Here is a 23890-nt window from a genome sequence, read left to right as displayed (position 1 = left end):
CCGCCGCGTCGTCCGGGCCCGCCGCCCGGACGTCCTGTCGGCGCGCCCGCGGTGGCACGCAACCAGTCGGGACCCGGTGGGCGCCCGCCGGGGCCTCCGCCGTCGAACGGTCGCAAGACCGGCGGCGGCCGCGGTGGCGAACCGCCGAAGGGTGGCAAGAAGACACCTGCGAAGAAGTCGCGGTGGAAGATCGTTCGCCGGACGGCGTACGCGTGCGTCGCGATGGGCCTGATCATCCCGATCCTGCTGTTCATGGCGGCGTACGTCGTCCAGGACGTTCCGCGCCCCGGCGACCTCAAGACCAACCAGGTGGCCACGATCTACGCGTCCGACGGAACGTCGGTGCTCAGCAAGGTCGTGCCGCCGGAGGGCAACCGCACCGAGGTGACGCTCGACCAGATCCCGAAGCACACCCGTGACGCGGTGCTCGCTGCCGAGGACCGGGACTTCTACTCGAACCCCGGCTTCTCGATCGGTGGTTTCGCGCGTGCCGCCCGCGACAACGTCCTGGGCAAGGACAGTGCCGGCGGTGGCTCGACCATCACGCAGCAGTACGTGAAGAAGACGATGGTCGGTTCCGAGCGTTCGCTGACGCGAAAGATGAAGGAACTCGTCATCTCGTCGAAGATGGCCCGCGAGTGGTCCAAGGACGACATCCTCGCCGCGTACCTGAACACCATCTACTTCGGGCGTGGTGCGTACGGCATCGCGGCCGCGTCGAAGGCGTATTTCAACAAGCCCGTCGACCAGTTGACGGTCGAGGAGAGCGCGGTGCTGGCGTCGTCGATCCAGCTGCCGTCGCTGCTCGATCCGGAGACCAACCCGGAGGGTGCGCAGGCGCGCTGGAACTATGTGCTCGACGGCATGGTGTCGGCGGGAACGCTCGAGCAGTCGGCCCGGTCGGTGATGCAGTACCCGCCGTACGTGCCGATCGCGCAGGTCGACAACGGCAACCAGGACTCCGGACCGGAGGGCCTGATCAAGAACCAGGTTCTGCGGGAGCTGGGTGAGGCGGGGATCAGCGAGCAGCTGCTCAACACCGAGGGCCTCGAGATCACCACGACGATCGACCCGGTCGCCCAGGCGGCGGCGGTGGATTCGGCCCGCTCCAACATGGAGGGTGAGCCGGAGAACCTGCGTACCGGTGTCGTGTCGGTCGATCCGAAGACCGGCGCGGTGCGTGCGTACTACGGCGGCGAGGACGGCGGTGGTTACGACTTCGCGAACGCCGGACTGCAGACCGGTTCGTCGTTCAAGGTGTTCGGTCTCGCCGCGGCACTCGACCAGGGCATCCCGCTGTCGCAGATGTACGACAGCTCGGAGCTGACGGTCAACGGCATCACCATCAGCAACGTCGAGGGTGAGGGCTGCGGCACCTGCACCATCGCCGAGGCGCTGAAGCGTTCGCTGAACACCAGCTTCTATCGTCAGGAACTCGAACTCGACGGTGGACCGCAGGCGATCGCCGACATGGCCCACAAGGCGGGCATCCCGAAGGAGATCCCCGGCGTCGGTGCTTCGCTGACCGAGCCGGACGGCAATGGTCCGAACAACGGCATCGTGCTCGGCCAGTACCAGTCGCGGGTCCTCGACATGGCGTCGTCGTACGCCACGCTGGCCGCCTCGGGTACGTACCACGCCCCGCACTTCGTGCAGAAGGTCGTGAGCGCGGACGGAACGGTGCTGCTCGACCGCGGCGGCGACACCGGCGAGGACCGCATCGACAAGGACGTCGCCGACAACGTGACGTCGGCGATGGAGCCCATCGCCGGGTACTCGCGCGGCCACAACCTGGCGGGCGGACGCCCGTCGGCAGCCAAGACGGGTACCGCGCAGCTCGGCGACACCGGGAAGAACAAGGACGCCTGGATGGTCGGGTACACGCCTTCGCTGTCCACGGCGGTCTGGGTGGGCACCACCGACGGTCAGGCGCTGGAGAACAGCGGCGGCGCGATGATCTACGGTTCCGGTCTGCCTTCCGACATCTGGAAGGACACGATGGACGGCGCCCTCGAGGGCACCGACGTCGAGAAGTTCCCGAAGCCGGGTGCGATCGGTGGCCAGTCGGGTATCCCGGCCTATTCGGCGCCGGCACCGACCAAGACGTCGGCGCCGCCGACGAGCACGTTCCAGTTGCCGACGGAGCTTGTGCCGCCGGTGATCGTGACGCCGTCGCCGGTGGAGATCCTGCCCGGGATCACCATTCCGATTCCGGGTCTGGCACCGAGGCCGACCACGGCGGCCCCGGCAGTGCCGGCGGAACCGGAGACGACGACGCCGCCGAACGCCGGTAACGGCAACGGCCAGCAGCAGGTTCCGGCCCGTTAACGGCGACCGGTAGCCTCGCGGAGTGGCCGACAACCCTGACGCGCACGCCGTCCGAGACGCGGGCGAGACGCGATTCGTCTCGCCCGCGCCGCTGGCGAAGGATCGGCGCTCCGCGGATTGGCGGGACCTTCCCGGGCGCACCGACCCGCTGACCGCCGACCTCTCCGGAGTGATCGGCGGTCCGGTCGGACGGCATGCGGTCGTGGGGCGTAGCCGGTTCTTCACGCCGATGCGCGTCATTCTGTTGCTGGCGATCGTGTTTCTCGCGCTCGGCTGGTTCGCGAAGGCGCCGTGCATCCAGCAGGCGCCGGTCGGCGAGAACGGCGCGCTCGGGCTCGACTGGAGTGGCAGCCGGCAGTACGTCGCCATGTGCTACTCGGACACGGTGCCCCTGTACGGGGCGGAACGGTTGAACGAGGGCGCCTTCCCCTACAAGAAGTGGTGGGAGGAGGACGCCGGCAACGGCCAGCTCCAGCGCCGCTACATGGAGTACCCGGTGATCTCCGGGCTTTATCAGTACGGCGCGATGACGATCGCGAAGTCGTGGGATGCGGTGCACTGGCTGCCCGGTGCGCTGCAGGTCGCGATCTATTTCAACGTCGTCGCGCTGGGTCTGGCACTGGCCTGGCTGGTCACCGTCTGGGCGAGTGCGCTTCTGGCCGGACGCCGTGTCTGGGACGCCGCGCTGATCGCCGCGTCCCCGCTGGTGATCGTGCATGTGTTCACGAATTTCGATCCCCTCGCAACGGCTTTCGCTGCGGGTGGGCTTCTGGCGTGGTCGCGGAAACGGCCGGTGCTCGCCGGGATCCTGCTCGGCCTCGGTGGTGCCGCCAAGCTGTATCCGCTGCTGCTCCTCGGACCTCTGCTGGTGCTGTGCCTGCGCACGGGCAAGGTCCGCGAGTGGTCGGTGACGGCGATGACCGGTGTCGGCGCGTGGCTGGCGGTCAATCTGCCGATCGCCCTGCTGTTCCCACGGGGGTGGGCCGAATTCTTCCGGCTCAACTCCGAACGCGGCGCCGACCCGGATTCCGTCTACAACGTCATCTCGTCGTTCACCGGCTGGACCGGATTCGACGGCATCCTGTCGGCCGGGCAGGCGCCCACCGTGCTCAACGCGGTGTCGTTCCTGCTGTTCGCCCTCGTGTGCGCCGGGATCGGGTACATCGCGCTGACGGCGCCGAAACGGCCGCGGCTGACCCAACTGTGTTTCCTGCTGGTCGCGGGTTTCCTCCTCACCAACAAGGTGTGGAGCCCGCAGTATTCGCTGTGGCTGGTGCCGCTGGCCGTGCTCGCGTTCCCGCACCGGCGGATCCTGCTGGCCTGGATGACGATCGACGCACTGGTGTGGGTGCCGCGGATGTTCTACTACCTCGGAGTGGCCGACAAGGGACTCCCCGAGCAGTGGTTCACCGCAGCGGTGGTGGTCCGCGACGTCGCGGTCGTGGTCATCTGCGCGCTCATCATCCGCCAGATCTACCGGCCCGACGAGGACCTCGTGCGGTACGGCTTCATCGACGATCCGGCGGGCGGCGTGCTCGACCAGGCGCTCGATGCGCAACCGCGGTGGCTGCCTGCCTGGTTACGCCCGCGACCGCCGGTAGAAGCTGCTGCCGCTCACAGCGTTTCGCCGGCAAGCGGTTAGGGCTTCGACAGCACCAGCGCCGCCCCGACCGCGAACACCGCGATCGACAGGCCGAGGGCGATCGCGCGGATCGACCACTGTCGGGCGTCGGCGGCGGCGCGCACCGACAGGTCGTACTCGCCCCGCTCCCATAGTCGGTGGACGGTGAGCGAGCGCAGAAGTGCGACGATGCCGAACGGCACGAACGCGACGATCGCAAGAATGGCGAGCGGCAGACTGCTGGCGGGCGGCGGTGCCAGCGGCCCGCTGTGGTCCGCCGAGGTGTCCTGCTGCTGCGACGTCATGCGTTGCCTCCCCGTGGTGGAGCCCACGACCGTGGGCGACGAGGTGGAGTATAGACCGTCGAGATTCCCGACTGTGCAGTGCCTTTCGCGCAGCCGGCGGTTACGCACCGGTTATCGGCCGGTCTCCAGGACGGGTGGATGTGACCGGGCTGCGACCCACGCCGCCACCTGCGTGCGGGAGCTGACGGCCAGCTTGTCGAAGATGTGCTCGACGTGTCCGTCGACGGTGCGCCGCGAGATCACCAACGCCTCGGCTATCTGCCGATTGCTGAGGCCCTCGGCGAGCAGCCCGGCGATCTCCTGTTCCCGTTTGGTGAGCGGCGACGCCTCGGCGCGGGGTGGCGCCCTGTGCTCGGTGGGAGTTCCCAGTGCGAGGTCGACGGCCTGGTCGATGGTGAGCCGGACCGCAGGCGTTGCCAGCTGGGCGAACTCGGCGGGCCCGACCATGCGGGCGGCGTCGTGCTCCGACGTCAGGGAGTCGTCGGTGATCTGCGGGCCGAAGGCCGCGACAGACGTGCCGAGCCGATGCCACACACCCTTCGCGGCGCCGCACAGTCTCGCCGCCGCGTTCGCGTCGCCGCTCGACGTGGCCACCCACGACAGCACCTCGATCGACAGGGCCGTGCAGATCTTGTCCTTGAAGTCGCGTTGGATCCGCAGCGCCTGCTGTGCGGCATCGACGGCGTCGTCGCCCCGGCCCAGGTGGAAGTACGCGACGCTCGAAACCCACAGGGCGTAGGCCTTGTTCCATTTCTCGCCGTGCACGTCCGCCACCGCGATCACGTCGCGGCACGTCGCGAGGGCGTCGTCGAGCCGGCCGTCGTAGGTCTGCGCCATGCCCAACTCGAACGACGCGGTCAGCACCGATGCCGTGTCGCCGACGGCGCGGTGGACGGCGATGGCGTCACGGAACAACACGATGGCGTCGCCGGGGCGACCGGAGAACATGGCGTGGATCGCCGCCCAGTGATCGGCGTGCGCCCGCAGGCGTTCGTCACCGAGCGCCGTCGCGATCGCCGTGCATTCGTCGAGGTGTTCGCGCGCGGCGTCACGGTCGCCCTGGATCAGCGCGGTCCACGCGGTCACCCACAGCACGTCGCCCCGCTCCCGGGTGGGTTCGGTGAGCCGCAGCAGTATCCGCTCGAGCCGGATCCGCCCGTCGGACAGGTTGCCGCCTGCGATCCAGTGGTATCGCAGGGCGACGGCCAGTTCCGCGGCCCCGGCCCGTTGTGTGTCGTCGTGCAGGGCCCAGTCCAGGGCGGCCACGAGATTGGCGTGGTCGATCCGCAGCCCCGCGAGGGTCTCGGATTGTCCTGGCCCGCACCAGTCGAGCGACGACCGGCGGGCGCGCTCCGAATAGTGCTCGAGATGTCGCCGGTACAGCTCGTCGCGCTCCCCGCTCAGTTCGAGGAGTTCGTGCCCGTACTCACGCACCGTCATCAGTTGCGAGTACCGAAGTCGCTCGGTCGAACGGTCGACGGTGACAAGACATTTTCCGACCAGCCGATCGAGGACGTCGATGACCGGTGAGTCCGACAGCGCACCGAACCCGCTGATCGCCTCCGCGGCTTCGAGATCGAAGCTTCCGGGGAACACGGCGAGCCGGGACCACAGCAACCGCTCGGTGTCCGAGCACAGTTCGTAACTCCAGTCGATGAGGGCGCGCAGCGTCTGCTGACGGGGCATCGCCGCCCGGTCACCGCCGGTGAGGAGTGCGAAACGCTGGTCGAGGCGTTCGACGAGCTGTGACGCGGACAGCGACCGCAACCGGGCCGCGGCGAGTTCGATGGCGAGCGGGATCCCGTCGAGCTGGTTGCACAATTGCGCGATGGCGGGGGCGTTCGCGTCGGTGAGGCGGAAGTCGGCGACGACGCCCTGCGCGCGCTCGACGAGCAACGACACCGATTCGAACGGGGCGATGTCCGCGGCGCGGCAGTCCTCGATGTCACCCGGAGTGCTCAGCGGCGGGAGGAGGTACGTGAATTCGCCGGCGATCCCGAGTGGTTCGCGACTCGTGGTGAGGATCCGGACCTCCGGCGCCGAGGTGAGGACGGTGCCGACGAATTCGCTTGCGGCGGAGAGTAGGTGCTCGCAGTTGTCGAGGACGATCAGCAGGTGCCGGGACTGCAGCTGGTCGATCACCTTGTCCATCACCGCACGGCTCGACTGGTCGGTGACGCCGAGGGCGGCCGCGGCCGCGGAGGGCAGCGCGTCGGGATCGCGGACCGGCGCAAGGTCGATCCACCGGACGGAGTCGCGGAAGGCGCGTGCGGAGCGGACCGCGAGTTCCTCGGCCAGCCGCGTCTTGCCCACGCCGCCGGGACCGAGCAGCGACACGAGCCGGGACTGTTGCAGTCGTGCGCGGGCTTCCTCGATCTCGCGGCGTCGGCCGACGAAGCTGGTCATCGACCTCGTGAGTTCTCTCGAGCGAGTCAGTGGATCTCTCCCGTGTCCGGTTTGGCCAGGTGGGCACGAACCTACCCCCACTGGATGTGACGGACAACACAGGTAACCGAGGGGGTGTTTTACCCGGTGTGGGGGTGATGTGACGTGGGCCATTGTCGTTGGCATACCCCGGTTGCCCGCTCGACTCCAGCCGGAACCCATCGTCCCGAGGAGCTCAACGCCATGTCAAAGACCATTTCTTCTGCCGACGTCGATGTCGTCGTCGTGGGTGCCGGGTTCGCCGGCCTCTACGCGCTGCGCAAGCTGCGCGACACGATGAAGCTGTCGACGCGGGTGTTCGAAGCCGGCTCGGACGTGGGCGGCACCTGGTTCTGGAATCGCTATCCGGGGGCCCGCTGCGACATCGAGAGCGTCCACTACTCGTACTCGTTCGACGAGGATCTGCAGCAGGAATGGCAGTGGAGTGAGCGGTTCGCCGGACAGCCGGAGATCCTCCGCTACCTCGAACACGTCGCCGACCGCTTCGACCTGCGCAAGGACATCACGTTCGACACCCGCGTGGTCGGTGTGCACTGGGACGACGAGAACTCGGTGTGGACGGTCCGCACCGACGACGGCGCCGTCGTGCGCAGCCGGTACTTCATCTCGGGGGCGGGCAACCTGTCGGTGCCGAAGACGCCGGAGTTCGGCGGTATCGACAACTTCCGCGGGGAGGTGCTGCTCACCGGCAACTGGCCGCGTGAGGGCGCCGACTTCACCGGCAAGCGCGTGGCGGTGATCGGGACCGGGGCCAGCGGCATCCAGGCCATCCCGTTCATCGCCGAGGACGCCGCCGAACTGGTGGTCTTCCAGCGCACCCCCAACTTCGCGACCCCTCTCGGCAACGGTCCGATCGACCCGAACGAAGTGGCGGACATCAAGAGCAACTACGCGGACGTGCGGACCGCGGCCCGCAACCACTTCCTCGGCGTGCCGTTCACTCAGGTGCAGCCGTCCGCGCTCGCCGTCGACGCCGAGGAGCGCCGCCGCACGTTCGACGAGCGTTGGAACGCCGGCGGGTTCCGGTTGTTCATCGACTCTTACCAGGACATCCTGTTCGACAAGAAGGCCAACGACACGATCGCCGACTACATCCGCGATCGGATCCACGAGCGGGTGCAGGACCCGGCGAAGGCCGCGACGCTGGCGCCGACGGGCTACGCGTACGGCACCAAGCGTCCCCCGCTCGAGACCAACTACTACGAGGCGTTCAACCGCGACTCGGTGAGTGTCGTCGACGTGAAGTCCACGCCGATCGACGAGATCACCGAGACCGGGGTCCGGGTCGGTGACCGCGTCTATGAGGTCGACACCATCGTCCTCGCAACCGGATTCGACGCGATGACCGGTCCGCTGATGGCCATGGACATCCGCGGTCGCGGCGGTCTGCCGCTGGCCGAGAAGTGGGAGCACGGACCCAGGACCTACCTCGGCATCATGGTCAACGAGTTCCCGAACCTGTTCCTCATCACCGGACCGCAGTCGCCGTCGGTGCTCTACAACATGCCCCTCGCCATCGAGGACCACGTCGACTTCGCGACCGACGCGATCGACTACCTGGACCGCCGCGACCTCGACGTCATCGAGCCCACCGCGCAGGCCGAAAGCGATTGGGGTGCTTTGACCAACGACATCGCCAACCAGACCCTGCTGCCGGAGACGAACTCGTGGTACATGGGCGCGAACATTCCCGGCAAGCCTCGTGCCTGCATGGTCTACCTCGGCGGCGCCCCCACCTACCGGGCGACGTGCGACGAGGTGGTGGCAGGCGGCTACTCCGGTTTCGCGCTCACCAGGGCGGAGGCCCGCGTGGCCTCCACCGTGTCCTGACCCCGAACCCCCCGACCAAGGAGACCGACATGGCACTCGACGTACACGCAGCAGAACTGATTGCCGGACTACAGACGCAGGGGCTGAAGGCTTTCGAGCACAGCACGGTGGAGGAGGTGCGGGCGGTCGTGGCGACGTTCACCGGGCTGCAGGCGCCGCCCGAACCCGTCGCCCGGGTGGAAGACGCGCACTACGAGAGCGGCGGAGCGCAGATCGCGCTGCGGGTCTACGTGCCCGAGGGGCCCGCCCCGCACCCGGTGGTCCTGTACTTCCACGGCGGTGGGTTCGTCGCAGGAGACCTCGACGTCGTCGACGAACCGGCGCGGGCGGTCGCGAACGGCGCCGGCGCGATCGTCGTCGCCGCGACGTACCGCCGCGCACCGGAACACCGGTTCCCGGCCGCCGCCGACGACGCGTCCGCAGCGCTGCAGTGGGTGGCCGACAACGTCGAAAGTTACGGCGGTGATCCCGGCAATGTCGTCGTCACGGGTGACAGCGCCGGCGGCAACCTGGCCGCCGTCACCGCACTGCGGGCCCGGGACGAGGGCGGACCGCGGCTGCGGGGGCAGGTGCTGATCTACCCGGTGATCGATCCGAACGCCGACTTCCCGTCCAAGGCGGAGTTCGCCGAGGGATACGTGATCGGCGCCGGGGACCTCGACTGGTTCTGGGACAACTACCTGTCGTCGCCCGAGGACTCGGAACACCCGTACGCCGTTCCGAGTCGCGCCGCGAGCCTCGCGGGTCTGCCGCCGACCCTCGTGCTCACCACCGAGAACGAGGTGGCCCGCGACGAGGCGGAGGCGTACGCCGAGTCGCTGCGGCAGGCCGGGGTCGACACCGAGGCGATCCGCTTCGACGGTCTGATCCACGGCGCGTTCTGGATGTCCGGGGCGGTTCCGCGCAGTGCCGAAATGCGCTCGGCGGTCATCGAGTTCGTGAAGCGGGTGACGGCCACCGCTCCCGTCGCGTGACGTGACGTGACGTGACCGTGTCAGCCCTCGACTCGTGCCTCGAGTCGGGGGCAGATGCGCGGCCACTCCTCGTCGATCATCGAGAACAGTGCGGTGTTACGCCAGGTCCCGTCGCGGCGACGTCGATGCTTGCGCAGGATTCCCTCGAACTCGGCCCCCAGCTTCGCGATGGCGCCGCGGGAATGGGCGTTGCGCTCGTCGGTGTGCCATTCGACACGGACCGCGCCGAGGTCTTCGAACGCCCGCCGCAGCAACAGCAGTTTCGACTCCGCATTGACGAGCGTTCCCTGCGCGGAACGGGACAACCAGGTGTGCCCGATCGCGAGGCTGCGGTTCTTCGGGTCGATCAGATACAGCGACGTCGAGCCGACGATCCTCTCGGTGGTGACGTCGATCTGCGCGTACGCGAGGCGAGTCGGCTCCTCGTCGGCGGTGCGGACGAAGGCAACCGCATCGTCGCGGTCGGCGATTGCGGCGGACGTCCAGTGGAAGATGCGGGGGTCGTCGACCGCGTCCAGCAGGCCGTCGACGTGGTCCTCGCCCAGTGGTTCGAGTCGTACGTGCCGTCCGGTCAGCGTGGGGTGTGCGAACCAGGATTCGCTCATCGCACCGGCTCGGGAGATTTCAGCACCGGCCTCCGGCCGGACTCGGGACCGGTGCGCCCGCGGACGGGCGGATGCCGGAGGGTTGCGCGCAGGAACACGAAGAACAGCACCACCAGCAGTCCCGCGCGGCCCCAGACACCGAACTTCACCAAAACCTCGAACGTCGACGCGTCGGTCTGGGCGGCGAGGGCGCCGAAGTACTTGAAGACGCCGATCCCCATCGACAGGTCGGCCACCAGATACGCCGCAACGAGTCCCCACGGGACGCGCAGCAGGACGAAGAACGGGATGAGCCACAACGTGTACTGCGGCGAATGCACCTTGTGCAGCAGCAGGAATCCGCAGAGCATCGCGGCGCTGACGGCGATCCACGGGTAGGCGCCGTCGCGTTGGAACCGCAGCCAGCCGAGCCGCAGGGCGATCGCGAACGCGGCGCACACGAGGAGCGGCGACAGCAGGCTCACCGTCTGGTCGTACGCGGGGAGCGGGACGTCGTCGGCGACCGGCCCGAACAGCGGTCGCAGGCCCCAGTACCAAATGGAGTTGGTGGTGAGGTCGGCCTGACGCTTCTCCTGGAACGTGAACGACGCCCGCCATCCGCTGTAGGAGATGAGGGCGAACGGCAGGTTCACCGCCACGACGGTGGTGATCGCGGCCACCGCGACCATCACCGCGCCGCGCACGTCGTAGCGCCGCCCCGCGGTGCCGTTCCGGGTGAGGACGTAGGCGATCAGCGGCAGCACGAACGCACCCGGATACACCTTCAGGCAGAAGCCGACGGCGAGGAGCACCGCCGCGAGGACGGCCCGGGCGCGGAGGGGAATGCGTTCGAACGTCATCACGAAGATCGCGGCCACCGACGTCGCGACCACCGGCAGTTCCCAATTGTGGAACGCGTACAGCACCAGCGGCGGAGTGACCGACCACAACAGCGCCCACCAGCCGGCCAGGCGTCCCAGCATCCACGCCGTGAGCAGGCCGAACGGGGCGAGGATCAGCGCCGAGTGCAGCAGGAAGTCGGCGTCGGTGTGTGAACCGATGCCGCCGAGCCACATCAGCACACCGCTCAGCACCGGGTACTCCACGGTGCCGCCGGTCAGGATGCCGTCGGCGTTGATCCCTCCGGTGACGTACGGGAAGACGTGCAGGTTGACGTCGCGTCCGAGCCACAGGAACTGGATGTCGGAGTAGCAGACCTGCGTGTCCTTGATGCGGTCGAAGATCAGGCTTCGCCCGACGCCGTCGAACGGCGCCCCGGCGCACCGCGCCTTCTGTAGGTAGCCGGCGAGCATGGAGAGGCCCGCCAACCCGACGACGAGCGCCGTGATCGGCGACCGCTGCCGAGCTCCGATATGCATGAATCCACATTAGGGTGCGCGGGGCTTCGCGTGCGACGCGGAAACGCCGAGGGTGCGGCGGTCAGTCGCTCGCCCGGCGCAGGGCGTCGGGTTTGTGGACGGCGTCCCGCCCGCTCTTGCCGCTGACGACGCGGTACTGCGGGTCGTCCTCGGACGCCCGTACCGTGCGGCCCGCCGCCTCGGTGTCCTCGGTGATCTTCTCCTCGACCGTCCCTGACGTGGTGGTGCCGTGGGTCTTCCACTCCACCTCGTCGCCCTGTCGGAATTTCTTCTCTTCTGCCATCGTGTCGGCGTACCCCGCAATTCCCGCGATCACACCGGTCGGCCTGATTTCGCTGGTCAGGGGCTCGTCGTGTAACCTGCAAAGGTTGCTGACGCAACGACCCTCCTGCCACGGACAGTCCGTGGCCGTTTTCACTAGTCCATAGGAGGTGATGAGGTCTTATGCGTCATTACGAATTGATGGTCATCCTTGACCCCAGCCTGGACGAGCGCACTGTTGCTCCTTCGCTGGATACGTTCCTCAATGTTGTTCGCCAGGACGGCGGCAAGATCGACAAGGTCGATGTCTGGGGTAAGCGTCGTCTCGCCTACGAGATCCTGAAGCACAGCGAAGGCATCTACGCGGTGATCGACATCAGCGCTACTCCCGCCACCGTCGCAGAGCTCGACCGTCAGCTCGGTCTGAACGAGTCGGTGCTGCGTACGAAGGTTCTGCGCCACAACAAGTGATTTCTGTCGGTCACCAGCCCTAGGCTCGTGCCCAACCGAACTCCACATTCTGCAGGAGGAACCATATGGCAGGCGACACCGTCATCACCGTCATCGGAAACTTGACGGCTGATCCGGAGCTTCGATTCACCCCCGCGGGTGCCGCGGTCGCGAACTTCACTGTCGCGTCCACGCCCCGCAGCTTCGACCGTCAGACCAATGAATGGAAAGACGGCGAAGCGCTGTTTCTGCGTTGCAACATCTGGCGCGAGGCAGCCGAGAACGTCGCGGAGAGCTTGACCCGTGGCTCGCGAGTGATCGTGAGCGGCCGGCTCAAGCAGCGCTCCTACGAAACTCGTGAAGGTGAAAAGCGCACTGTCGTCGAGCTCGAGGTCGACGAGATCGGCCCCTCGCTGAGGTACGCCACGGCCAAGGTCAACAAGGCCAACCGTGGTGGCGGCAGCGGCGGTGGCTTCGGTTCCTCCGGCGGATCGGGCGGCGGACGTCCGCAATCCACCAACACCGGCGGAGATGATCCGTGGGGCAGCGCGCCGCAGGCGTCCGGCTCCTTCGGAGGCTCTGGTGGTGGGAGCGACGAACCCCCGTTCTGATCCGTACCTGATCGGAACATCCAGAAAAGAGCAAACTAATGCCGAAGCCGCCCTTGCGCGACAAGGTAATGAAGAAGAAGATCTGCATCTTCTGCAAAGAGAAGAACACGCAGATCAACTACAAGGACACGACGCTTCTGCGTAAGTACGTCAGCGACCGCGGCAAGATCCGCGCGCGCCGTGTCACCGGCAACTGCGTCCAGCACCAGCGTGACGTTGCCATTGCCGTCAAGAACTCACGTGAGGTGGCGTTGCTGCCTTACGCCACCGTGGCTCGCTAAGGAAAGGGAGGAAAGACATGAAGCTCATCCTCACCGCTGACGTGGACAACCTCGGTGCGCCTGGCGACACCGTCGAGGTCAAGGACGGCTTTGGCCGCAACTACCTGCTGCCCCGCGGCCTGGCCATCGTCGCCACCCGTGGCGCCGAGAAGCAGGTCGAGGGCATCCGTCGTGCGCAGGAAGCCCGCGCCGTGCGCGGTCTCGACCACGCCAAGGAGCTCAAGGACGCCATCGAGGGCCTCGAGAGCATCTCGCTGTCGGTCAAGACCGCTGGTGACTCGGGCAAGCTCTTCGGTTCGGTTACCGCCGCCGATGTCGCCGGTGCCATCAAGGCCGCCGGTGGACCCGTCGTCGACAAGCGCAGCCTGGAGCTGCCGAAGGCTCACATCAAGGCGACCGGCAAGCACGCCATCGTCGTGAACCTGCACCCCGACGTGGTTGCGAAGTTCCACCTGAACGTCGTCGGCGCCTAGTCGACTCGTTTACTCACAGGCCCCCCGGACGCTTCGGCGTGTGGGGGGTCTGTGCTTGTCGATTCCGGCTTCCAGCCGCCCTCTCGAGCCTGCTTTTCACGGGTGTGAAGCACGTAGAGGAGCGGCTTCCAGCTGTGTCTGGAAGTTAGCCGCCCCGCCGACGATCTGTGAGGTGAATCATATTGCCACGCAGGGGCGACCAACTCAACACGCCCGAGTCGTCAACGCGAAAGACACGCCGAACGGGTTTTCATCCACAGTGGTGAGAAACCAAAAAACGGCTCTGATCTGGGTCTTTGGGATTGTGATATGTACTTATCCTCAGGTTATCCCCATGGGGTTAACAAACGTACCCAGCGGTTTACACAATTTGTCCCCAACTGTGTACACAGGCTGGTTTGAACACCGGGTAGCTAATCCCTAACGTCGTCCCGGCGTGTCTCGCGATCACGACGCCGGCTGCCGCGAAGAGCCTGCGAAGGTTGTCGGTGGGGGCGAGTACAAAGAGTTCGGGGCACCGACACCGGGAAGCATTTTCCGGGGTGGCGCCACAGTGATGGGGAAGGTCGGTCGAGTGGCTGTAGTAGACGATCGGGGCCGTTCCGAATACCCGGGTCCCCCTGACGCGGAGCCCGGCGAAGAGTTCGGCCGGCAGCCACCTCAGGACATGGCGGCGGAGCAGTCGGTGCTCGGCGGCATGCTCCTCAGCAAGGATGCCATCGCGGACGTGCTCGAGGTGCTCCGTCCCGGCGACTTCTACCGTCCCGCGCATCAGTCGGTGTACGACGTGATCCTGGACCTCTACAGCCGCGGTGAGCCCGCCGACCCGGTGACGGTGTCCGCGGAGCTGGATCGTCGTGGCGAGCTCCGTCGCATCGGTGGAGCGCCCTATCTGGTGACGCTCACCCAGACGGTGCCCACCGCCGCCAACGCCGGCTACTACGCGGAGATCGTGGCGGAGAAGGCCATCCTGCGTCGCCTCGTCGACGCCGGCACCCGCATCGTCCAATACGGCTACACCGGCGCCGACGGTCAGGACGTCGCCGAGGTCGTCGACCGTGCGCAGGCCGAGATCTTCGAGGTCACCGAACGCCGCACCACCGAAGACTTCGTCCCCCTCGAGGAGCTCCTGCAGCCCACGATGGACGAGATCGACTCCATCGCCAGCCGCGGCGGCATCTCCCTCGGTGTGCCCACCGGCTTCGTCGAACTCGACGAGATCACCAACGGCCTCCACCCCGGCCAGATGATCATCGTCGCGGCCCGACCCGGTGTGGGCAAGGCGCTCGCCCTCGACACTCCCCTCGCCACGCCCACCGGCTGGACCACCATGGGTGACGTCCAGGTCGGCGATCACCTCATCGACGCCGACGGCAAGCCCACCCGCGTCGTCGCTGCCACCGACGTCATGGTGGGTAGGCCCTGCTACGAGGTGGAATTCTCCGACGGCACCGTCCTCGTCGCCGACGAGCAGCATCAGTGGTTGACGGACGTCGACGGCCAGGCCGCCGTCCGCACCACGGCTCAGATCGTCGGTTCGGTAGATCACGGACACCAGGTCGCGCACACCCGTGCGCTGCAGTTGCCGACGTCGACTGTGCGCGTCGACCCCTACGCTCTGGGAGCCTCGCTCACCGTCCAGAGCATCTCTGATCCTGAAATGCCCGTGGGTACCGAGGAACTCACCCTTTACGCCGGTGCCAAGCGGATCCCGGCTGAACTGCTGCGCGGTTCGGAGTCGGAGCGTCGTGAGTTGCTGGCCGGCCTGCTCGATGTGGCGGGGTCGGTCGCTGACGACGGTTCGGTGCGGTTCGAGGCCGTTAACCACCCGTTGTCGGATGATGTGGCAGAGCTCGTTGTCGGGTTGGGATACGACTGCCATCGTGTCGACGGTGGTGTCACGTTCTGCGCCGACGACGAGGTGTTCCAGCTACATCGGAAGGCGATCCGGCACAAGGAGCTTCGCGGCGAGATCAGCGGTTCGCGCCGTATCGTCGCGGTGCGCCAGATCGAGAGTGTCCCCGTGCGGTGCGTCGAGGTCGACAACGCCGACCACCTGTACCTCGCGGGTCGTTCGATGGTGCCCACCCACAACTCCACGCTCGGCATGGACTTCCTGCGCTCCTGCTCCGTGAAGCACGGTATGGCCAGCGTCATGTTCTCGCTCGAGATGAGCAAGACCGAGATCGTCATGCGTCTGTTGTCGGCGGAGGCGAAGATCAAGCTCGGTGACATGCGCTCCGGCAAGATGACCGACGACGACTGGACGAAGCTCGCTCGTCGTATGAGCGAGATCAGTGAGGCGCCGCTGTTCATCGACGACTCGCCGAACCTCACGATGATGGAGATCCGCGCAAAAGCCCGGCGGCTCAAGCAGAAACACGACATCAAGCTGATCGTGATCGACTACCTGCAGCTGATGAGCTCCGGTAAGAAAGTCGAGTCACGTCAGCAGGAAGTCTCCGAGTTCTCCCGTAGCCTAAAGCTTTTGGCGAAGGAACTCGAAGTTCCCGTGGTCGCGATCTGCCAGCTGAACCGTGGTCCCGAGCAGCGACAGGACAAGCGCCCCCAGGTCGCCGACCTTCGTGAATCTGGATCGCTCGAGCAGGATGCCGACATGGTGATCCTGCTCTACCGCCCCGACGCCACCGAACGCGACGATCCCCGCGGCGGTGAGGCCGACCTCATCCTCGGCAAGCACCGTAACGGCCCGACCGCGACAATCACTGTGGCGCACCAGCTTCACCTGTCCAAGTTCGTCGACATGGCGCGGGGTTAGTACGGGCCGCATCATTGTTGAGACGAGTGTCACGTGACGGTTGGGGGATCGTAGCGCGGGGGGAATCAACCCCTCCGGCTCGTTCGGGTCCGGAATTTTCGAGCTGACGTTCGTCGATCTGCCGGGCGAGAGTTGCGCAAGATCGACCGGCTCCGCCCTTCATCTTGCTGTGTGCCGCTTTAGGTCACGGCGCGATAGAAGCTGCGCGAGACGTAGCTGGGTGCGTCTTTGGCCAGAAGCGCACTCAGTTCGGATTTCAGTTTGCGGGCGTGGTGGGCCTCTGGGAAGTCTGCGGTCGCGAGTGCCAGCAGATCGACGACGTGCAGCGCTTCCTGAACCTGTCCGGCGTCACGCAGTCGGTGTGCCTGGTCGAGCACGGCCTGCTTGTCGGTGATCGCTGCCGCGCGCGCGTTGGCGGCGACGTCGGGCCGGGAGGGGTGTAGGTGGGTCGGGTTGCCGTCCCACCACCCGGTTTCCGAGCGGACGATGTCCCGCACGATGAAGTCCCGATGCCCGTAGGCTTGTTTCATCCACGGGACCTCGAACAGTTCGGTCGGGTAGTCGATATCGTGCACGATGTCGTCGACGCCCATTCCCTTGTTGAGGCGTTCCACGACGGCTCTGCGCAGCCAGCGAAGTGCCGCCGAGGTGGCGGCCAGTTGCTCGGCGCCGACGTCGTGGATGACTGATCCGAACTCGGGGATCAGGACGGCAGGATTGAGGGCGGCAAGACTGTCGAGGGTGTTCGCCCACCGCACGGCGTCCCGCATGGTGCGCATGGGCGTGCCGATGTTCGGGATGCTGTCGATGACTGCGGCGCTCCCGTAGAGGATCCGTTCTTGGGGCAACCACACGGCGGTGACATCGTCCGTCTCCGACGGTGCCCACAACAGCCGAACCTGACGGGTCGGGCCGCCGAGTGTCATTGCATCCCAGTAGGTTTGGTTGGGGAACGTCAGGGTCGGCACTGGCGTGAACTCTTTGATCGGCCGACGGAACTGGCGGGAGTTGATGTGGTTCTGGAGCCCGGCGGTCTCGATGTAGCGACGGTAGCGGCGAACGACATTCTCGTGGGCGATGATCGTCGGGCCGGGTTCTCCGCGCCTTTCGGCTTCGGCCAGGAACCCTGGCACACCGTAGTTGTAACCGAGATGACCGTGGCTGTAGACGATCCAGCGGACTGTCTGGTCGGTGTGTTCGCGGAGTTGTGCGAGTGCCTGAGGAACCACGGATGGGCTCGGTCCGGAGTCGACGACGAGCAATCCCTCATCAGTTTCTACGGCCAAGCTATTTCCCTGTAGGCCCATCGTGAAGATTCCTGGGGCCACAACGGTGATTTCGGTGCCTCCGAACAGCGGGTTGTTGTCGACTTCCGCAACGGGCATCGGTGTCTCCTTCCAGCGTGTGCTTCGAATTGTGGTTCGAGAGTCCGGCTATCGGGCATAGGCTGCGGTCGCGGCAGCCGCGATCGCTGTGGCTGTTACGAGTAGAGCTACCAGCAAGGCATGGTGTCCGGTCATTCCCTGAGTCCCCCACCGCAGCGAACGGCCTCGCCGATGGCTGACGTACGTGATCGCGAGCAGCAGCACCGCCATCGGTACCAAGGTGAGCGAAGCCGCGCGGTCACTATGGGTGGTGGGAATGTGGAGGAGCGCCACCGTCGTCGCGGCGGCGGAGAGTGTGGTTCTCCGCCAGGCCAATGCCGTGCGGTCTGGTTGTAATCCCGGATCCCGGTCGGCGGACCCGATCACGACCACAATGCCGCTCCGGCGGCGAGGAGCGTGAGGATCCCCAGACCGAGAGCGAGAGCGGGCACGAGGACGGAGCCCGGAAGTGGCAGGTTCCGCCTAATGGCCGACTGCGCGGCCCTCCAGCGCAGATACGCGCCGGAGGCGACGACGGTGGATAGCCCGAAACACACCATCGTGATCGTCATCTGCAGTGCCCCGGAGGGCAACGCAAGTAACTGATGGGCAGTCACACCTGCCGCCAGGAGCGCCATAGCGGTGCGGATCCATGCCAGGTAGGTGCGTTCGTTCGCCAGCGTGTACCGGTAGTCCGGTTCCTCATCCACCGAACCTGAGTCCGCTGGTGGACGGGGATTTTCTGAGGTCAGAATGCCCATCGCGCGCGGCCGGCCGTTTTGGCCTCGAGTTCGGTCGCGTGGTCGCTGCCGTCGAGGAAGGCTCGCGATTCCGCCACTGCCCACCCGTAGACGCCTTTCGCCATAGTGGAAGTGGCGCCTTGTTCCAGCTGGCCGAAGATGTCGGCGCGGGCCTGATGCGAGTCGCGGCTCTGCGGATCGGCGTCGGTGGCCATCTGGGCGAAGTGTCCCGCCAGCCGGTGTTCGCCTCGTGCCAGTAGGGCGCGGGCCCGCTCGGCCAGTTGGGCGGCGCCGCCGCCGAGGTCCGCGACCTCGCGGGCGAGGTCGGCGCGGGCGGCGGACTTGAGGTTGGCGGGGTTGCCGTCGTACCAGCCGCCGTAGAGGCGCCAGACGTTGCGAATGACGAATTCCGGCTCGTCGTAGGAGGGGGCGAGGTAGGGCTTGCGGAGCAGTTCCGCTGGGGCGGTGACAGTGTGCACGACCTCGTCGAGGGTCGCTCCGGCGTTCATCATCTCGAGGGTGCGGCCGTGCAGGATTTCCAGGAGTTCGGCGGCGTCGGCGAGGGTGGTGCGGATTCGGTCGGCGCCGAGGATCGGGAGCCCGTGTCCGGGGAGAAGGATTTCGGCGCCCAGGTCGGCCATCCACCGCAGGGTTTGGGCCCACTCGTGTGCGAAGCGTTGCACCTTCTGCGGGTTTCCGGCGTTGGGGCTGGCCCAGATGAAGAAGTCACCACAGCACAGGATCTTGCGGTCGGGGATCCAGGCGATCGCGGCGTCATCGGTCTCACCGCGGGCGTGATGCAGTTGCACCTGCAGGTCGTCGATGGCGAGGGTGGTCTGGTCGGTGAAGGTGACGTCGGGGTATCGGTATTCGTCCGGCCACATCAGGTTCGGCGCCTGGAATTGGCGTTGGTTGATGATGCCGTTGTAGCCGCGGGTTTCCCTGTAGCGGTCGAACCGGCTGGTGACGTTTTCGTGTGCGAGGACCGTGGGGCGGGTCCAGCCGCGCTCGCGCGCTTCGGTGTCGAAGGGTTCCATGCCGAAGACGTGGTCGACGTGTCCGTGCGAGTAGACGGCCGTGTGCACCGGTTGCTCGGAGATTCGCCGGGTGGCTGCGAACAGGTCTACGGCAGTGCGGCGGTCGCCGGTGTCGTAGACGAAAAGGCCAGCCTTGGTGGGAAATACGTAGACGTTGCCGAACGCCGGCCACATGTATGCGCCCTCCGCGATGTAGTGCATTCCCTCCTTCCGGAGGTCTCCGTGGTGGTAGGCGTTCTGGTTGGCTTCGCCCTTCCAGACTTTGTCGGCGTAGTCGATGATGTCCGTCATGTGGCGTTCTCCTCGGCGTGGGTGTCGGACCGCGACGCTGCGATCCGTGCGCCTCATTCTGTGCACCGGACATCAGCCGAACAATCGTCTGCGCGCACACCCCTGCCGGCCCCAATCTGTGACCGATCACAGATTCACTGCGGGTGGTCGGCCCCCGCGTCGGGGTGAACGGTGGCGGCGCTGACCGCGACCGCGAGAGTGAGCAGCTCCGTGGTGACGTGTACGTCGAGGCCGGTCAGTTCGCGGACGCGGATGAGCCGGTTGTCGACGGTGTTGGGATGGACCACCAGGGTGTCCGCAGTGGCCCGTCGATCCAGGTTGCTGGCCAGATAGACCCGGAGGGTGTGCACCAGGTCCGGTCGCGATTGCAACGGGGCGCAGCGCTCCAGCAGCACCGGCAGCGACGCACTGGTGTGGGCGAAATGGTGCGCAAGTGCGACATCGCTCATTCGGCTGACCGTGCCGGTGCGGCCGGACCGGATCGCGATGTCGAGTACCTCGGCGGCCGTGATGCCGGCACGCGGAAGATCCTCGATCGAAGTGGCGTCCTCGATAGCGATCGTCACCGGTGCGCCGCTGACCCGCGCAAGGTCCACGGCCAGCGGGTCGAGTGCCCCGATCGGTGGATACATCAGAATCCGAGCGTGCCGAGGCCGGACATCGATGAGCCACAGGCCGGGGACGGCCCTGGCGAGGTGGGCGCGAATGGCGCGGACCTTCCGTGTGGCCGCCAGTGATCGGGCGTTCCGGTCGCCTGATCCCTCGGCGGGGGTGTCACCGATGTGCAGCAACATGATGCTCGGTTCGGCAGGGACGGAGTCGGGGTCGTCGAACACCCATCCGTCGCCGCGCAGGAGGGCATCGATGGTGGGGGCATGGTTTCGGTCTTGCGCCGAAATGAGGTCGTGCGCGTGGATCTCGTACGCGGAGATGACCTCTCGTAGCATGCAGTCAAACGTGGTATGGGCGCGGCGGTATGCGAACCAGAACAGTCCGTGGTCGGTGCCGAGTTCGCGTTCCAGTTCTTCGGAGAGTACGTCGAATCCGATCTGCCAGCAGCGCATGTACTCCCGTAGCGGCAACCCTTCCGCGACTCGTTCGGTGCCGCGTTCGATGTTCTCGCGCATCGTGTCGGCGACGTCGATGGACTCGTCGGTGATCGACTGCAGGCACACCTCGAGCAGCGATCGAACGGTGTGGGCGCCGTCCCGGTGCAAATGTTCGGGCACCGCGGTCTGCGTGTAGAGCGGCGAGGTGGCGATGTAGCGGTCGATGATTGCCCGTGCCATCCGCGGCACCGACCGGCGAATACGGGCGATCGTGCCCTGCAGATCGTCTTTGGTTGCCTCGGGCGCAGTGCGCATCGAACGCCTCCTAGGTGTGACGGGTCACACACTACTGACGTGAAGAGTGTGACAGCCGCCGATGGTACGACAGCAACCCATTCGGCCACGCTGAGGACCCAGAACGGCTCCACCAGCCCCGAGGTCCACACCGGCACAGAATGAGGAACCATGCCAGACTCTGCGTACGCTCCCGATGACCTGCCTCTGACCGGGATCATGGTCGTCGATTTCGGTCAGTACATCGCGGCGCCAGGCGCCGCGCAGACCCTGGCCGACCTCGGCGCCGACGTCCTCAAGATCGAAGGCCCCGGCGGCGACCAGGCACGCGGGATCGGCGTCTACGGCGAGGCCATCATGCGCGCCTACAACCGGCGCAAGAAGTCGATCGTCCTCGACCTCAAAGCCGAGGACGATCTCCGCCACGCCCGGGCCCTCATCGCCCGAGCCGACGTCGTGATCCACAACCTGCGACCAGGGGTGATGGAAAAGCTGGGCCTGTCGGCCGACGAAATACGCGAACTGAATCCCACCGTCGTCCTCGCCGCGGTGTCCGGCTTCGGCACCGAGGGACCCTCCCGCCGCCGACCGGGCCTCGACATTGCCGCCCAGGCGGAAACCGGCATGATGTCAGTGACCGGAGAGGCGGACGGAGACCCGCAACGGGTCGGTTTCCCGCTCGTCGACCACGCCACCTCCTACGTGGTCACGCAGGCGGTGCTGGCGGCCCTGTTCCGACGAGAACGTACCGGCCTCGGGGATGACATCGACGTCTCACTGCTCGACGTGGCGATCGACCTGCAATGCGTGAACTGGGGCGAATACTCCATCACCGGCGTCGCGCCCCACCGGCGCGGCAACGGGCAACCGGCCGCGGCACCGGCCGCCGACATCTTCCCCACCGCCGACGGCTCGATCGTCGTCTCCGCCTACACCGAGCAGCGATTCACCCAGCTCTGCGACCTCGCGGGCCGACCCGACCTGCCGAAGGATCCCCGCTTCGCCGACAACCCGGCGAGGGTCGCCCACCGCGGCGAACTCCTCGCCGCGCTCGCACCATTCTTCGCCGGCCTCGACACCGAAGCCGCCCTCACGGCCCTGACATCCGTCGGCATCGTCGCCGGCGCCGTACGCACCTACGACCAGGTTCCCAGTGCCCCCGATGTGATTGCCGGCGGCATCTTCACCACCGGCAGCACCGCCGACGGACACACCTACTCCATCCCAGGACTCCCCTACCGCTCCCGCAGCACCCCCCGCACCGCAGACGCCGGGCGAGTCCCCGAACTCGGCGAACACAGCCACGAGATCGTCGCGCACTACCGGCTGGGCGAGTACTCCCTGACGTGACCTGACACGCCAACACGCCACCCACCCCTCACCGTCACGGCCCCAGGAGCACTCGTGTCCCTACAGAATCGACAAACTCGCACCGAGGGCGGCCTCGCCGCCGACCGTGAACTCGACAGCCCCCGCGTTCGCCGGCGTGGCTGGATCATCACCCTGATGCTGATGGCGTTCATGCTGATCAACTTCGCCGATAAGGTCGTCGTCAGCCTCGCCGGCGTCGAGATCAAGGCAGACCTCGGACTCACCAGCGAACAGTTCGGCACCGCCCAAAGCGCATTCTTCTGGCTCTTCGCCCTGGGCGCGATCGTCCTCGGATCCCTCGGCGGCCGTATCTCCGCGCGATGGCTCCTCGCCGGCCTGGTCGGACTGTGGGTGCTCAGCCTGGCCCCGATGACTACGACGGTCGGATTCGGGGTCTTCCTCGCCTGCCGGATGCTGCTCGGATTCGCCGAAGGCCCCGCCGGGGCGTTGTCCCAGCAGATCGCCCACACCTGGTTCTCCCCGACCCGCCGTTCACTACCGGCGTCAGTAGTCATCATGGGAGCCTCCCTCGGTCCCCTGATCGCCGCACCGGTCCTGACCTGGATCATCCAGAGCTACAGCTGGCACGCAGCGTTTCTCGTGCTCATGGCCGCCGGAGTGATTTGGCTGGTGGCCTGGCTGTTCATCGGCGGTGAAGGACCCGCCGGCAATGCCGGGGCGGGCACCGGGAAACAGGCGGTGACGCTTCCCGACACCGTGCCCGTCCGGCTCCTGTGGACTCGCCCCACAGTGATCGGTGTCGCGATCTTCTCGTTCTGCTCCTATTGGGCGACCGCGTTGAAGGTGAGTTGGTTACCGCTGTACCTCCGTGAAGGCCTGCACTACAGCGCCAAGGCCACCGGACTGCTGATCACATTGCCCTTCGCCGCGGCCGTCATCCTGACCTTCGTCGCCGGCCTGATCTCTACCCGCCTCTCGCTGGCCGGACGATCGTCCCGCACCGCCCGCGCCCTGTTCGCTGCCGGCCTCCTCGCCGCCGGCGGTGTGTGCATGATCGGATTCACAACATTGCCCGTCGGACCCACTCAAATGGTGCTGATCGCGCTCGCGTTCTCCCTCAACACCGCAGCCTGGGGACTGGCGTTCTCCCTGCTCTCCGACGTGGTGCCCGCCAAACAACGCGGGTCCGTCATGTCCATCACCGTCGCGATCTACAGCCTCGGCGGTGTCGCGGCACCACTTCTCATCGGCTCCCTCGTCTCCGGCGCCGCCGACACCGCCGCTGGATACGGCCGAGGCTTCGTCATCGTGGGAGTCATCATGCTGGTCGGCGCACTCGCCGCCACCATCCTGGTCAACCCCGAACGCGACGCAACCACGATCGCCGCGCACCACCCGAACAAGTAGGCAGAACCAGAACGTTCGACGGCACCGCTGTCCACGAACCTGGCCTGAAGGCACC

21 protein-coding genes are annotated in these 23890 nt (G+C 66.8%); 11 read left to right on the top strand and 10 right to left on the bottom strand.

Annotated elements, in window-relative coordinates; genetic code table 11:
• Nucleotides 1-51: 51 nt before the first annotated feature.
• Nucleotides 52-2328 (top strand): transglycosylase domain-containing protein, encoded by a 2277-nt coding sequence (locus tag ACFVJ3_RS06200; protein WP_378451229.1) that lies wholly within the window; start codon nucleotides 52-54, stop codon nucleotides 2326-2328.
• A gap of 22 nt (nucleotides 2329-2350) precedes the next feature.
• Nucleotides 2351-3970, top strand: a complete 1620-nt coding sequence (locus tag ACFVJ3_RS06195; protein WP_378451228.1) for a glycosyltransferase family 87 protein — start codon at nucleotides 2351-2353, stop codon at nucleotides 3968-3970.
• Here the strand turns inward: ACFVJ3_RS06195 and ACFVJ3_RS06190 are convergent.
• Complete coding sequence (locus ACFVJ3_RS06190; protein WP_095868663.1) at nucleotides 3967-4254, bottom strand: CD225/dispanin family protein; 288 nt, start codon at nucleotides 4252-4254, stop codon at nucleotides 3967-3969. The genes ACFVJ3_RS06195 and ACFVJ3_RS06190 overlap by 4 nt on opposite strands.
• A 111-nt stretch (nucleotides 4255-4365) precedes the next feature.
• Nucleotides 4366-6660 (bottom strand): ATP-binding protein, encoded by a 2295-nt coding sequence (locus ACFVJ3_RS06185; protein ID WP_378451227.1) that lies wholly within the window; start codon nucleotides 6658-6660, stop codon nucleotides 4366-4368.
• A gap of 222 nt (nucleotides 6661-6882) precedes the next feature.
• Here ACFVJ3_RS06185 and ACFVJ3_RS06180 point away from each other — a divergent pair, with 222 nt between their 5' ends.
• Together ACFVJ3_RS06180 and ACFVJ3_RS06175 are read left to right on the top strand one after the other, a co-directional pair.
• Entirely contained in the window at nucleotides 6883-8529 is a 1647-nt protein-coding gene (locus tag ACFVJ3_RS06180) for a flavin-containing monooxygenase (protein ID WP_378451226.1), read from the top strand.
• Nucleotides 8530-8558: 29 nt separating this feature from the next.
• Nucleotides 8559-9503 (top strand): alpha/beta hydrolase, encoded by a 945-nt coding sequence (locus ACFVJ3_RS06175; protein WP_378451225.1) that lies wholly within the window; start codon nucleotides 8559-8561, stop codon nucleotides 9501-9503.
• A 20-nt stretch (nucleotides 9504-9523) separates the two neighbouring features.
• On the opposite strand, the gene ACFVJ3_RS06170 is transcribed toward ACFVJ3_RS06175, so the two are convergent.
• From ACFVJ3_RS06170 to ACFVJ3_RS06160, 3 genes are all read right to left on the bottom strand, one after another.
• The gene (locus tag ACFVJ3_RS06170) at nucleotides 9524-10108 is read right to left on the bottom strand and encodes a GNAT family N-acetyltransferase (RefSeq protein WP_378451224.1); all 585 of its coding nucleotides are present in this window, start codon (nucleotides 10106-10108) and stop codon (nucleotides 9524-9526) included.
• Entirely contained in the window at nucleotides 10105-11466 is a 1362-nt protein-coding gene (locus ACFVJ3_RS06165) for a hypothetical protein (protein ID WP_378451223.1), read from the bottom strand. The genes ACFVJ3_RS06170 and ACFVJ3_RS06165 overlap by 4 nt, the downstream gene beginning before the upstream one ends.
• Nucleotides 11467-11527: 61 nt before the next feature.
• Entirely contained in the window at nucleotides 11528-11749 is a 222-nt protein-coding gene (locus ACFVJ3_RS06160) for a DUF2945 domain-containing protein (RefSeq protein ID WP_378451222.1), read from the bottom strand.
• 161 nt (nucleotides 11750-11910) lie between these two features.
• Here ACFVJ3_RS06160 and rpsF point away from each other — a divergent pair, with 161 nt between their 5' ends.
• The 5 genes from rpsF to dnaB all read left to right on the top strand — a co-directional run bounded on the left by rpsF (nucleotide 11911) and on the right by dnaB (nucleotide 16321).
• Nucleotides 11911-12198 carry a 30S ribosomal protein S6 gene (gene rpsF / locus ACFVJ3_RS06155; protein ID WP_005249677.1) on the top strand — a complete coding sequence of 96 codons (288 nt, stop codon included), beginning with the start codon at nucleotides 11911-11913 and terminating at the stop codon, nucleotides 12196-12198.
• A gap of 65 nt (nucleotides 12199-12263) precedes the next feature.
• A complete protein-coding gene (locus tag ACFVJ3_RS06150) occupies nucleotides 12264-12788 on the top strand; it encodes a single-stranded DNA-binding protein (protein WP_378451221.1) in 525 nt (174 codons plus the stop codon).
• Nucleotides 12789-12826: 38 nt separating this feature from the next.
• Nucleotides 12827-13069, top strand: a complete 243-nt coding sequence (gene rpsR, locus ACFVJ3_RS06145; protein WP_005249686.1) for a 30S ribosomal protein S18 — start codon at nucleotides 12827-12829, stop codon at nucleotides 13067-13069.
• Nucleotides 13070-13086: 17 nt separating this feature from the next.
• On the top strand, nucleotides 13087-13542 hold the full coding sequence (gene rplI, locus ACFVJ3_RS06140; protein WP_073369752.1) for a 50S ribosomal protein L9: 456 nt from the start codon (nucleotides 13087-13089) through the stop codon (nucleotides 13540-13542).
• Nucleotides 13543-14116: 574 nt separating this feature from the next.
• The gene (gene dnaB / locus ACFVJ3_RS06135) at nucleotides 14117-16321 is read left to right on the top strand and encodes a replicative DNA helicase (protein WP_378451220.1); all 2205 of its coding nucleotides are present in this window, start codon (nucleotides 14117-14119) and stop codon (nucleotides 16319-16321) included.
• Nucleotides 16322-16500: 179 nt separating this feature from the next.
• On the opposite strand, the gene ACFVJ3_RS06130 is transcribed toward dnaB, so the two are convergent.
• The 5 genes from ACFVJ3_RS06130 to ACFVJ3_RS06110 form a co-directional block, all read right to left on the bottom strand.
• Nucleotides 16501-17706 (bottom strand): alkyl sulfatase dimerization domain-containing protein, encoded by a 1206-nt coding sequence (locus ACFVJ3_RS06130; protein ID WP_378451219.1) that lies wholly within the window; start codon nucleotides 17704-17706, stop codon nucleotides 16501-16503.
• A 48-nt stretch (nucleotides 17707-17754) separates the two neighbouring features.
• On the bottom strand, nucleotides 17755-18072 hold the full coding sequence (locus ACFVJ3_RS06125) for a DUF202 domain-containing protein (RefSeq protein ID WP_378451321.1): 318 nt from the start codon (nucleotides 18070-18072) through the stop codon (nucleotides 17755-17757).
• Complete coding sequence (locus ACFVJ3_RS06120; protein WP_378451218.1) at nucleotides 18069-18395, bottom strand: YidH family protein; 327 nt, start codon at nucleotides 18393-18395, stop codon at nucleotides 18069-18071. The genes ACFVJ3_RS06125 and ACFVJ3_RS06120 overlap by 4 nt, the downstream gene beginning before the upstream one ends.
• 38 nt (nucleotides 18396-18433) lie before the next feature.
• The gene (locus ACFVJ3_RS06115) at nucleotides 18434-19753 is read right to left on the bottom strand and encodes an alkyl sulfatase dimerization domain-containing protein (RefSeq protein ID WP_378451217.1); all 1320 of its coding nucleotides are present in this window, start codon (nucleotides 19751-19753) and stop codon (nucleotides 18434-18436) included.
• Nucleotides 19754-19887: 134 nt separating this feature from the next.
• Complete coding sequence (locus ACFVJ3_RS06110; RefSeq protein ID WP_378451216.1) at nucleotides 19888-21117, bottom strand: PucR family transcriptional regulator; 1230 nt, start codon at nucleotides 21115-21117, stop codon at nucleotides 19888-19890.
• Between the two features lie 150 nt (nucleotides 21118-21267).
• Here ACFVJ3_RS06110 and ACFVJ3_RS06105 point away from each other — a divergent pair, with 150 nt between their 5' ends.
• Both ACFVJ3_RS06105 and ACFVJ3_RS06100 read left to right on the top strand, forming a co-directional pair.
• Nucleotides 21268-22446: a CaiB/BaiF CoA transferase family protein gene (locus ACFVJ3_RS06105; protein ID WP_378451215.1), complete on the top strand. Its 1179-nt coding sequence runs from the start codon at nucleotides 21268-21270 to the stop codon at nucleotides 22444-22446.
• Between the two features lie 54 nt (nucleotides 22447-22500).
• Nucleotides 22501-23835, top strand: a complete 1335-nt coding sequence (locus tag ACFVJ3_RS06100) for an MFS transporter (protein WP_378451214.1) — start codon at nucleotides 22501-22503, stop codon at nucleotides 23833-23835.
• Nucleotides 23836-23890 lie beyond the last annotated feature (55 nt).

The sequence above is a fragment of the Rhodococcus sp. NPDC127593 genome (genome assembly GCF_042671975.1).
Lineage (GTDB): Bacteria > Actinomycetota > Actinomycetes > Mycobacteriales > Mycobacteriaceae > Rhodococcus_F.
This window is presented reverse-complemented; position numbering and strand designations above follow the sequence as displayed.

What these genes read in the sequence shown, in the direction of transcription:
- ACFVJ3_RS06190 (WP_095868663.1), bottom strand. Translation starts at nt 4,254, where the DNA reads ATGACGTCGCAGCAGCAGGACACCTCGGCGGACCACAGCGGGCCGCTG.
- ACFVJ3_RS06185 (WP_378451227.1), bottom strand. Translation starts at nt 6,660, where the DNA reads ATGACCAGCTTCGTCGGCCGACGCCGCGAGATCGAGGAAGCCCGCGCA.
- ACFVJ3_RS06180 (WP_378451226.1), top strand. Translation starts at nt 6,883, where the DNA reads ATGTCAAAGACCATTTCTTCTGCCGACGTCGATGTCGTCGTCGTGGGT.
- ACFVJ3_RS06175 (WP_378451225.1), top strand. Translation starts at nt 8,559, where the DNA reads ATGGCACTCGACGTACACGCAGCAGAACTGATTGCCGGACTACAGACG.
- ACFVJ3_RS06170 (WP_378451224.1), bottom strand. Translation starts at nt 10,108, where the DNA reads ATGAGCGAATCCTGGTTCGCACACCCCACGCTGACCGGACGGCACGTA.
- ACFVJ3_RS06165 (WP_378451223.1), bottom strand. Translation starts at nt 11,466, where the DNA reads ATGCATATCGGAGCTCGGCAGCGGTCGCCGATCACGGCGCTCGTCGTC.
- ACFVJ3_RS06160 (WP_378451222.1), bottom strand. Translation starts at nt 11,749, where the DNA reads ATGGCAGAAGAGAAGAAATTCCGACAGGGCGACGAGGTGGAGTGGAAG.
- rpsF (WP_005249677.1), top strand. Translation starts at nt 11,911, where the DNA reads ATGCGTCATTACGAATTGATGGTCATCCTTGACCCCAGCCTGGACGAG.
- ACFVJ3_RS06150 (WP_378451221.1), top strand. Translation starts at nt 12,264, where the DNA reads ATGGCAGGCGACACCGTCATCACCGTCATCGGAAACTTGACGGCTGAT.
- rpsR (WP_005249686.1), top strand. Translation starts at nt 12,827, where the DNA reads ATGCCGAAGCCGCCCTTGCGCGACAAGGTAATGAAGAAGAAGATCTGC.
- rplI (WP_073369752.1), top strand. Translation starts at nt 13,087, where the DNA reads ATGAAGCTCATCCTCACCGCTGACGTGGACAACCTCGGTGCGCCTGGC.
- ACFVJ3_RS06130 (WP_378451219.1), bottom strand. Translation starts at nt 17,706, where the DNA reads ATGCCCGTTGCGGAAGTCGACAACAACCCGCTGTTCGGAGGCACCGAA.
- ACFVJ3_RS06115 (WP_378451217.1), bottom strand. Translation starts at nt 19,753, where the DNA reads ATGACGGACATCATCGACTACGCCGACAAAGTCTGGAAGGGCGAAGCC.
- ACFVJ3_RS06110 (WP_378451216.1), bottom strand. Translation starts at nt 21,117, where the DNA reads ATGCGCACTGCGCCCGAGGCAACCAAAGACGATCTGCAGGGCACGATC.
- ACFVJ3_RS06105 (WP_378451215.1), top strand. Translation starts at nt 21,268, where the DNA reads ATGCCAGACTCTGCGTACGCTCCCGATGACCTGCCTCTGACCGGGATC.